The organism is Psychromicrobium xiongbiense, from assembly GCF_030271165.1.
GTDB lineage: Bacteria > Actinomycetota > Actinomycetes > Actinomycetales > Micrococcaceae > Renibacterium > Renibacterium xiongbiense.
This window is the reverse complement of record NZ_JASSZH010000044.1, coordinates 1-9590: the sequence shown is the minus strand read 5'-3', so window position 1 is coordinate 9590 and position 9590 is coordinate 1. Positions and strand designations below refer to the sequence as shown.

9 protein-coding genes are annotated in these 9590 nt (G+C 62.4%); 5 read left to right on the top strand and 4 right to left on the bottom strand.

The window, feature by feature from the left end:
• Nucleotides 1–85: 85 nt before the first annotated feature.
• From groL to glpX, 4 genes are all read right to left on the bottom strand, one after another.
• Entirely contained in the window at nucleotides 86–1699 is a 1614-nt protein-coding gene (gene groL, locus QQM37_RS13650) for a chaperonin GroEL (RefSeq protein ID WP_285728166.1), read from the bottom strand.
• 81 nt (nucleotides 1700–1780) lie between these two features.
• The gene (groES, locus tag QQM37_RS13645) at nucleotides 1781–2077 is read right to left on the bottom strand and encodes a co-chaperone GroES (RefSeq protein WP_285728165.1); all 297 of its coding nucleotides are present in this window, start codon (nucleotides 2075–2077) and stop codon (nucleotides 1781–1783) included.
• 394 nt (nucleotides 2078–2471) lie between these two features.
• Nucleotides 2472–3488: a lipid II:glycine glycyltransferase FemX gene (locus QQM37_RS13640; protein WP_285728164.1), complete on the bottom strand. Its 1017-nt coding sequence runs from the start codon at nucleotides 3486–3488 to the stop codon at nucleotides 2472–2474.
• A gap of 9 nt (nucleotides 3489–3497) precedes the next feature.
• Nucleotides 3498–4532, bottom strand: coding sequence for a class II fructose-bisphosphatase (glpX, locus tag QQM37_RS13635; protein WP_285728163.1), 1035 nt, complete (start codon nucleotides 4530–4532; stop codon nucleotides 3498–3500).
• 157 nt (nucleotides 4533–4689) lie between these two features.
• Between glpX and QQM37_RS13630 the strand changes: the two genes are divergently transcribed.
• The 5 genes from QQM37_RS13630 (at nucleotide 4690) to QQM37_RS13610 (ending at nucleotide 9568) form a co-directional block, all read left to right on the top strand.
• Nucleotides 4690–5292, top strand: coding sequence for a DUF4245 domain-containing protein (locus tag QQM37_RS13630; RefSeq protein WP_285728162.1), 603 nt, complete (start codon nucleotides 4690–4692; stop codon nucleotides 5290–5292).
• Complete coding sequence (locus QQM37_RS13625) at nucleotides 5289–5894, top strand: carbonic anhydrase (RefSeq protein WP_285728161.1); 606 nt, start codon at nucleotides 5289–5291, stop codon at nucleotides 5892–5894. The genes QQM37_RS13630 and QQM37_RS13625 overlap by 4 nt, the downstream gene beginning before the upstream one ends.
• Complete coding sequence (locus QQM37_RS13620) at nucleotides 5891–7243, top strand: class I SAM-dependent methyltransferase (protein ID WP_420030174.1); 1353 nt, start codon at nucleotides 5891–5893, stop codon at nucleotides 7241–7243. Before QQM37_RS13625 ends, QQM37_RS13620 begins: the two co-directional genes overlap by 4 nt.
• 53 nt (nucleotides 7244–7296) lie before the next feature.
• Entirely contained in the window at nucleotides 7297–7701 is a 405-nt protein-coding gene (locus QQM37_RS13615) for a (deoxy)nucleoside triphosphate pyrophosphohydrolase (RefSeq protein WP_285728160.1), read from the top strand.
• A 136-nt stretch (nucleotides 7702–7837) separates the two neighbouring features.
• Nucleotides 7838–9568: a DEAD/DEAH box helicase family protein gene (locus QQM37_RS13610; RefSeq protein ID WP_285728159.1), complete on the top strand. Its 1731-nt coding sequence runs from the start codon at nucleotides 7838–7840 to the stop codon at nucleotides 9566–9568.
• The last annotated feature ends 22 nt before the right edge of the window (nucleotides 9569–9590 follow it).

The following is a 9590-nucleotide window of genomic DNA, read 5'->3' as shown; positions in this document are numbered from 1 at the left end:
CGTGCATCAACCCAGAATGGCCCCCGCTAAACGCGGGGGCCATTCTGTGTTGATCGATGGTTCTCGATCGGGTGGTCAGTGACGCCTAGTGACCATGCCCGGCGTGAGCGTCCTCGTCCTCTTCCGGCTTCTCCACCACGAGTGCTTCGGTGGTGAGGACCAGAGCGGCGATCGAGGCGGCGTTACGCAGTGCGGAACGAGTCACCTTGACCGGGTCGATGACGCCCTGGGCGATCAGATCGCCGTAGGAGTCGGTCGCGGCGTTGTAGCCGAAGCCGTCGGGCAGCTCGGCAACCTTGCTGATCACGACGTAGCCGTCCTGACCGGCGTTCTCAGCGATCCAGCGCAGCGGCTGAGCCACGGCACGACGGACCAGGGAGACAGCGGTCTTCGCGTCGCCTTCCAGCGCCAGAACGGCAGGGCTTTCATCCAGGACATGAGCGGCCTGCACCAGAGCGGAACCGCCACCGGCCACGATGCCCTCTTCGAGAGCGGCGCGGGTGGAGGAGACAGCATCCTCAATGCGGTGCTTCTTCTCCTTCAGCTCCACCTCGGTGGCAGCGCCAACCTTGATGACGCCGATGCCGCCAGCCAGCTTGGCCAGGCGCTCCTGCAGCTTCTCTTTGTCCCAGTCGGAATCGGTGCGATCGAGCTCGGCACGGATCTGAGCCACCCGGTCCGCCACCGCTTCTTCGCTTCCGCCGCCATCGACGATGGTGGTGTTGTCCTTGGTGGCGGTGATCCGACGAGCGGTACCCAGCATGTCCAGGTCCACCTGGTCCAGCGAGAGACCGATCTCCGGGGAGATCACGGTGGCACCGGTCAGGATCGCAATGTCCTGCAGCATCGCCTTACGGCGATCTCCGAAGCCGGGGGCCTTGACCGCCACGACGTTGATCGTGCCGCGGAGCTTGTTCACGATCAGGGTGGAGAGCGCTTCGCCATCCACGTCCTCAGCGATGATGAACAGCGGCTTGGAGGCCTTGAGAACCTTCTCCAGCACCGGCAGGAAGTCCTGCAGCGAGGAGATCTTGCCCTGGTTCACCAGGATCAGGGCATCCTCCAGCACTGCTTCCTGACGCTCGTGGTCGGTCACGAAGTGCGGGGACAGGAAGCCCTTGTCGAACTGCATGCCTTCGGTGAGCACCAGCTCTGTCACCATGGAGGACGACTCCTCAATGGTGATCACGCCGTCCTTGCCGACCTTGTCAAAAGCTTCGGCCAGGAGAGCGCCGATTTCCTCGCTCTGCGCGGAAATGGCGGCAACGTTGGCCACCTGCCCACCCTCAACCGGGCGAGCGTTCTCCGCCAGACGCTCGGCAATGGCCTCCACGGAGACCTCGATGCCGTGCTTGAGCGCGCTGGGAGCGGCACCTGCCGCCACATTGCGCAGCCCTTCCTTGACCAGAGCCTGGGCCAGAACGGTTGCCGTCGTGGTGCCGTCACCGGCCACGTCGTTGGTCTTGGTCGCCACTTCCTTGGCCAGCTGCGCGCCAAGGTTCTCGAAGGGATCATCCAGCTCGATCTCACGGGCAATCGTGACGCCATCGTTGGTGATCGTGGGTGCGCCCCACTTTTTGTCCAGGACAACGTTGCGACCACGCGGGCCGAGAGTCACCTTGACGGCGTTGGCCAGACGGTCAACACCTGCCTCCAGTGACTTGCGGGCGGCGTCGTCAAATTCAATCTGCTTAGCCATGTCTTGTCCTTTCAGACAAGAACCCCGACATCCCGCTCGAGCACATGCTCAGCGGGATACGGGGCTCCTGCATATTTCTGATTACTTAACGACGATGGCCAGCACGTCGCGAGCCGAGAGAACCAGCAGCTCTTCACCGCCGGTCTTGACCTCGGTGCCACCGTACTTGGAGTAGAGCACGACGTCGCCCACGGCGACATCGACCGGAACGCGGTTCCCGTTGTCATCAACGCGGCCGGGGCCGACGGCGACAACTTCGCCCTCCTGCGGCTTTTCCTTGGCGGTGTCCGGGATGACCAGGCCGGAAGCGGTGGTCTGCTCAGCTTCGAGCTGGCGGACGACAATACGATCCTCAAGAGGCTTAATAGAGACCGACACTCGGACCTCTCCTTCTCATAAACTCATGGGTTTCATCCGGGCCAGACCCTGGGCGCCCACCGTCGTCGCGGTGCCGGTAAGTGCAGCATGGGAGCCAGCCAGTGGATTAGCACCCCCTGGGTGAGAGTGCTAACTCCGACTCTATTGACTCAATTAGCACTCGGTCAAGCGAGTGCTAATAAATTGTTGCTGCCGGGCACGGGTGCGGTCACCAGGTCCCGCTGGTTGGCGTGTGAGGCGGGATCAGACAGCAGGTCCCGCCTGGAGGCTTGATGAGGCGGGATCTGCTGACAGGCTCATGCGAGTCGCGGACCCCGTCACCTACACGGCCAGCGTGTCCACCACGTTCACCGGAACTAAACCCGGCACCTAACAGAGAGCCACAACAAACCAGCTACCCCTTCAGCGCAGCTTTGACCTTGCGCAGCACCTTCCGAGCCGTCGGCAGCGCCTGGGCGAAGACCGGGTAGAGCAGGGAGAGCGGCTTGTCCCAGCTGCCAGCCAGCAGATCCTCGTGGCTGGCAAAGCCGAATTTGAACTGGGAGACGCCGTCGTTGAGCAGCCCGTTGAAGTCGTACCTGGCCACGCCGCGTTCCTTCATTGCTGTGATGGCCGTCCACTTGAGGGCGTAGTTGGCACGCAGCGCGGAGCCGGCATCGTTCATTCCGCCGTACAGTTCAAAGGCGGTCGCCTCGCTGACGGCCAGCCAGAGGAAGGCCACCAGTTCCTCGCCCTGGAAGGCGCCGAACACCGGGGACCCCTCCCCCAGGTTGGTAAAGATGTCCTGATAGTAGGTGTCACTGTGGATACCGAACCGGGCGCGCTCCGCCGTCAGCCGGTACACCGCGAGCGCCTGCGGAATCTCGGCAGCCACCAGCTGACGGAAAGTGAGGTCCTCGCGCGCGGATTTGCGGATGTACTGCCGGGTTTTCTTGGTCATCGCCGCGAGCAGCTCGTCCTCGCTACGGCTCAGATCCAGGATCAGGGTGCGCGGAATCAGAATCTGCGTGGCGGCCGGGCGCCATCCGGAGCCGACCAGTTCAGCGGTGCGCGGATCAGTCTCATCCCAGTCGGGTTCGATGGTCAGCACCACCGGCTTGCGCTTGCGGACCTCGCGTTCGATGGCGCTCAGTACCTCCGCAGTACTGGTACCAGGCAGCGCCTGGCTGCCGCGTGGAATGTAGGCCAGCGAGCGGAAGGGGAAGGGCAGCCTGCGGTAGAGCACCTGACCGGAGCCCACTACCCCGGCGTCAGAATCCTCGGCAGACACCAGATATCGTTCGGCGGCCCAGCCGTGCTGCGCCTTGGATTCGCCCCAGCCCCAGAGCTGCATGGGATGACCGCTCTGCGCGTTGACCACTGCATCCCAGGCGGAAGGGTCAGTGCACAGGCGGGCGTTCAGGGTAGTCACCCCTCCAGCCTACCGGCGTGAGTAGCCTTCCCATTTGCTGGCGTGGTGCTCAGCGTCGACAAAACGGACGGTGCCGGACTTGGAGCGCATCACGATCGACTGGGTCTTGACCCGATCCTTGGTGTAGCGCACCCCGCGGAGCAGATCGCCGTCGGTGATACCGGTGGCGGCAAAGTAGCAGTTGTCGCTGGTGACCAGATCGTTGGTGGAGAGCACGCGGTCAAGGTCGTGACCGGCATCGAGCGCTTTCTGCTTTTCCTCATCGCTGGTGGGCCAGAGTCGGCCCTGGATCACGCCGCCCAGTGATTTGATGGCGCAGGCGGCCACAATGCCTTCCGGGGTGCCACCGATGCCCATCAGCGCGTCCACTCCGGTGCCGGAACGCGCTGCGGCGATGGCCCCGGCGACGTCGCCGTCCAGGATGTATTTGGTGCGGGCGCCAGCAGCGCGGATCTCCTCGACCAGCGGCTTGTGCCGGTCCCGGTCCAGGACCATGACGTTGAGCTGGTTGACCTTGACGCCCTTGGCTTTGGCGATGAGGTGCAGGTTCTGCTTGACCGGCAGGCGCAGATCCACCATATCCGCAGCCTCGGGTCCGGTGACGAGCTTCTCCATGTAGAAGACGGCGGAAGGATCGAACATCGAGCCGCGCTCAGCCACGGCCAGCACGGCCAGAGCGTTGTTGATGCCCAGGGCGGTCAGCCGGGTGCCGTCGATCGGGTCCACGGCCACATCGCACTCCGGGCCTGTGCCGTCGCCCACGTGCTCGCCGTTGTAGAGCATCGGGGCTTCGTCTTTTTCGCCCTCGCCGATTACCACGACGCCGTTGAAGTGCACGCTCTGCAGGAAAGATCGCATGGCATCCACGGCGGCGCCATCGGCCGTGTTCTTGTCGCCAAAGCCCACCCAGTGTCCACCGGCGATGGCGGCGGCCTCGGTCACGCGGACCAGTTCCAGGGCTAGGTTGCGGTCCGGCTCATCCTCACCGACCTGCAGATCACTGGAAATGGTGGAAAATCTGGCCTGATCAGGGGCATTCGTCACGGTGGCATCCTCGTCATCGAGCGGCTGGTTCGCCCAGTGGCTGGGCCCCTCCAGCATAAAGCCGCAGGCGCTGCTCCGGGGAGGATCGTGGCGAAAACCACAGTGCTTTACGGGCCAGCGATTCCGGCTGAGCATGAACCTGAGCGAGAATGGACTTATGAGCGACGCACCCGTAGTGAAACCGCAGATCAACGCATCCGCGGCCAAACGGGCCAATTCCACCCTGATCGGGATGCTGCTGGCCACGCTGGTGAGCCTGGCTGTCGCGCTGCCCATGGTGTTGATGAGTGCGCACCCCGAGGGGCAGAATCTGCTGCCCAAGGTGGACGCGAGCGCCGCTGCGGCTCAGGTGAAGGATGTGGCCGGCTTCACCGCCCTGGCCCCGGCGCTGCCGGCGGGTTGGAGCGTCAACTACGCGCGGTGGACGCCTGCCGGGCCGGATGGCGTGGCGTACTGGGAGATCGGCTACACCAGTGCGAACAGCAATTTTCTGATGCTCACTCAGACCTCTCAGTCCAACCCGACCTGGCTCGCGGCCCATGCGGACCAGGCCGCGGTGACCGGAAGTCGTACCGTTTCCGGTGTTCCCTGGGTGCTCCGCGATAAGCCGGGCACCTCCAGTTCCCTGAGTTCCGAGGTGAAAGGCACCACTGTGTTACTGCGCGCTGAAGTACCCAATGGAAGCAAGAGCTCCGCAGATTTCACTGATCTGGATGCGTTGGCTCAGGCCGTGACTGCGGCCGGACAGGCACAGAAGTGAGGCCAGCTGAGGCCTGGCAGAAGCTCCAGGAAGGCAATGCACGCTTTGTTCGCGGCAAGTCGATTCACCCCAACCAGGATGCTGGGCGGCGGCAGTCGCTGGCGCATTCGCAGAATCCCTTTGCGGTGATTTTTGGCTGTTCGGATTCACGGCTTGCGGCGGAGATCATCTTTGATCTGGGTCTGGGCGATGCCTTTGTGATCCGGACGGCGGGCGAGGTCATTGATCTGGCGGTGATTGGTTCCATTGAGTATTCGATCGCGCTGCTGCAGGTGCCGCTGATCATTGTGCTGGGCCATGACCAGTGTGGTGCCGTGACGGCCACCCGGGACGCGGTGGACACCGGCATCATGCCTGCGGGCTCGCTGCGCAATCTGGTGGAGCGGATCACGCCTTCGGTGCTGGCCTCCAAGCGCGATGGCGGCACGGACGTGGACGATTTCATGGTGGAGCATGTGAAGCAGACGGTGGGTCGCCTAGTGGAGACCTCCCGAATTATTGCCGATGCCGTGGACGACGGTTCCACGGCGATTGTCGGCATGGCATACCACCTGAATGAGGGACGCGCAGAGCTGGTCAACAGCCTCGGCCAGCTTTCGTGACTGCTGATTCGGTTGTTTCTGATCCGGTGGGGGCGTTGCTGGATCCCGCTGGTGCGTTGAGTGCCGAGGGCGCTGCTGCGTTGGCCTGTGTGGATTCCCTGGGTGGATACCGCGAACAGGACTCCCTGGCCTTGGCGCAGTCGCTGCGGGCTCAGGGTTTCTCCGCGGAGGTTGGCTCTGCGGCGCTGACGCAGTCACGTTTGCGCCAGCGCGGCGCCGCGAAGTTCGGGGCTGCTGCTCCTGAGATGTTGTTCACCCAGGCCGGGCTGGAGCAAGCGACTCGTTCGCCGCTGGCAGCGCTCCATGCTGCGCGCTTTGTGGAGGCAGGGGTCAGGCGGGTCACCGATCTGGGCTGCGGAATCGGCGCGGATTCGATGGCGTTTGCCCAGGCCGGGCTCGATGTCGTCGCGGTGGAACGCGACGAGGTCACCGAGGCCTGTGTACGGCACAATCTGCAGGCTTTTCCTGGGGCACGCACGGTGTGCGGTGAAGCATCCGGCTTCCTGACCATGGCTGGCTGGCGGGCCGACCGGTCCTTTGGTGGCTCATCTGCACGTGCGCCGTTTGAGGGCGAAGGCTACTGGCTGGACCCGGCACGGCGGAACACTGGGACCTCAGGGACCACGCGGATCTTTGATCCGGAAGCGTTCTCGCCACCCTTGTCTTTTGCAGTGCAGCTGGCCGATCGTGGTGCAGCAGTGGGAGTGAAGCTGGGGCCGGGCATTCCGCACGATGCGCTGCCGCCTGGTTGCGAGGCGCAGTGGACTTCGGTGGACGGCGATCTGGTGGAGGTGGCGCTCTGGTACGGGCCGCTGGCGCGGGAGGGCGTGCGCCGCGCGGCCCGGGTGGCGGTGTCTTCTGGTGCGTCGCTGAAGTGTGTGGAAATCACCAGCCCGGTGGATTTTGTGGCCAGCGAGCAGGATGCGTCACTGGGGCCGGTGTCCGGGTACTTGTATGAGCCCGATGCCGCCGTGATCCGGGCCGGGCTGGTGGCCGATCTGGCGCGCCAGATGGGTGCGCAGTTGATGGACCCACGGATCGCGTATCTTCGGTCTGATGCGTTGCTGTCGTCCCCCTTTGCCCGGACCTACCGGATTCTGGAGGTCCTGCCACTTCAGGTGAAGACCCTGCGCCGCTGGGTACGGGAGCATGGCGTCAGCGTGCTGGAGATCAAGAAACGCGGCGTCGCCGTTACGCCGGAGGAGCTACGGAAGCAGTTGCTGGCCGGGGCTTCGCGTGGTTCGGCTGGTGGCTCGGGCGGTGCTGGCGGGGGTCGTGGCGGTAAAGCCACACTGGTGCTGACCCGGATTGGCGAAGAGCGGGTTGCTGTGGTGGTGGAAGGGGCTTAGAAATACTGTCGCGCCACTCCCCATAGACTGAAGAACAACGAAGCGAGGTAGATGTGGCAAAGCTGATTAACGTAGTAGGGGCAGTCATCCTCAAGGACGGCAAAGTCCTCTGCGCTCAGCGCGGTCATGGTGGCGCTCTGGGTGGGATGTGGGAATTCCCTGGTGGAAAAATCGAATCCGATGAAACTCCGCGGGAAGCGTTGGAACGCGAGATCACGGAAGAGCTCCTGTGCCAAGTGACCGTCGGCGACCACGTGACCACGACCGCTCACGAATATGAGTTCGGCATCGTCAATCTCACCACGTTCTACTGCGAGCTGGTCTCTGGCGAACCTCATCTCACCGAGCATGCGAGCATCATCTGGCTCGAGCCGCGAGAACTCGAGTCCTTGGATTGGGCACCGGCAGACATTCCGGCGGTGAATCTTGTCCAAGGCGCCTTTGCCGCGAACGGGTGACTTCGGTTGGGCTTCCCCACCGGCCGAGCTGGAACCCGATGTTCGGTTTGGGTACCTTAACCGACGCCTTCCGGCTGCCAAGCAATATGGGCCTGAGATTGTGTTCAACGACGGGGGCAACACGATGCTCCGTGTCTTGCGTCAGAACCTCAAGCGCTGTCAGTCCTTCACCTTTTCAGTAGCCTTCGTTTCGCCGCGCGCAATTGCGCTCCTCAAGCAAGAGCTGGCGGAGTTCACCGGCACAGGTCGGATCATCACCTCCGACTATCTGGGGTTCAACTCGCCCAGTGCTTTCGCGGAGCTTCTCAACCTTGCGGCTCCCAACAAGCTATCTCAAGCCTCAATCGATATCCGCCTGCACAACCGGAGCGATTTTCATCCCAAGGGGTATGTCTTTCATCATCCGGACAATGTCACCGCCGTCCTTGGTAGCTCAAATCTGACCGAGAATGCCTTGGTCAAGAATCATGAGTGGAACCTCAAGGTAGCAGCCTCTTACGAAAGCGATCTGGCCCGTCAGATCGACGAGCTACTCCGCGCTGAGATCGACGAATCGGAGGCGCTCACCGCTGAGTGGATCGAGCAATATAGCGGGACCTACAAAGCGCCGCGCCCGGATAGTCGATCCGGGGGCAGGAGTACTGCCTCTCGTTCCACCGGTCTGCTAGGAACTCCTGAGCCGCTACCCGACGTCATTGTTCCGAACGATATGCAACAGGCGGCGTTGGTGGCTATCGAAGACGTACGGGTCACGGGCAAGGACAAGGCGCTAGTCATCTCGGCAACGGGGACAGGGAAGACGATCCTCTCGGCCCTAGATGTGCGGCAAGTCAACCCTGATCGCATGCTCTTTGTTGTCCATCGGGAACAGATCCTGGACAAGGCGCTCGTCGAGTTTCAACGAGTCCTGGGTGCTGATGCGGCAGCCTTCGGAAAGCTGACGGGCACCAGTAAGAACTTTGATGCCAAATATCTCTTTGCGACCGTTCAAACGCTCGCCCAGCCTGGCGTTCTCGAACAGTTCTCCCCCAACGCGTTCGATTATGTGCTCATCGATGAGGTTCACCGCGCCGGCGCAGAAAGTTACCAACGAATTCTTGACTACTTTGAGCCAAAATTCCTGCTGGGCATCACTGCCACACCGGAACGTTCCGACGGAGCGAACATCTACGAGCTGTTCGACTACAACGTCCCGTACGAGATTCGGCTGAGCCACGCGTTGGAAGAGGACATGTTGAGTCCCTTCCACTATTACGGCGTCGCAGACATTGAATTTGAGAATGAGTCTGCAACTGACGACTTCGCGCGGCTGGCAAGGCTCACCAGCGATGCTCGGGTGGAGCATGTCGTGGAGGCAATCAAACTATACGGACAGGCCGGACTCCCGCCCCGAGGCCTGATCTTTTGCAGCAGCAAGGCTGAGGCCACACGGCTCTCAGAATTGTTGAACCAGCGAACCATCCGCGGGCAACGGCTACGTACGGTGTCACTAACCGGCGACGACTCGATTCAGAGCCGTGAGGAGCAGGTATCCCGGCTGGAGAATGGGGAGCTGGACTATCTTTTGACCGTGGATATCTTCAATGAAGGTGTCGATATTCCTTCGGTCAACCAGGTCATCATGTTGCGGCAAACTCAGTCTGCCATCGTCTTCGTGCAGCAGTTGGGTCGGGGACTCCGTAAGAACCCGGGCAAAGAATACGTCGTCGTCATCGACTTCATCGGGAACTACGCCAACAACTACCTCATTCCGATTGCCCTGTTCGGCGATGAATCGCTGAACCGAGAATCGCTTCGGCAGAACCTCATCGCAGCAGAGGAAAGCGGAGTTCTCCCGGGCCTCTCTAGTGTCGCGTTTCTGAAGTAGTTGGGCGATTGGCTTTCGCGAG

Bases quoted from the DNA above. Each gene is read 5' to 3' on its own strand.
- QQM37_RS13630 (WP_285728162.1), top strand. From the start codon at position 4,690: ATGAGCGACGCACCCGTAGTGAAACCGCAGATCAACGCATCCGCGGCC.
- groL (WP_285728166.1), bottom strand. From the start codon at position 1,699: ATGGCTAAGCAGATTGAATTTGACGACGCCGCCCGCAAGTCACTGGAG.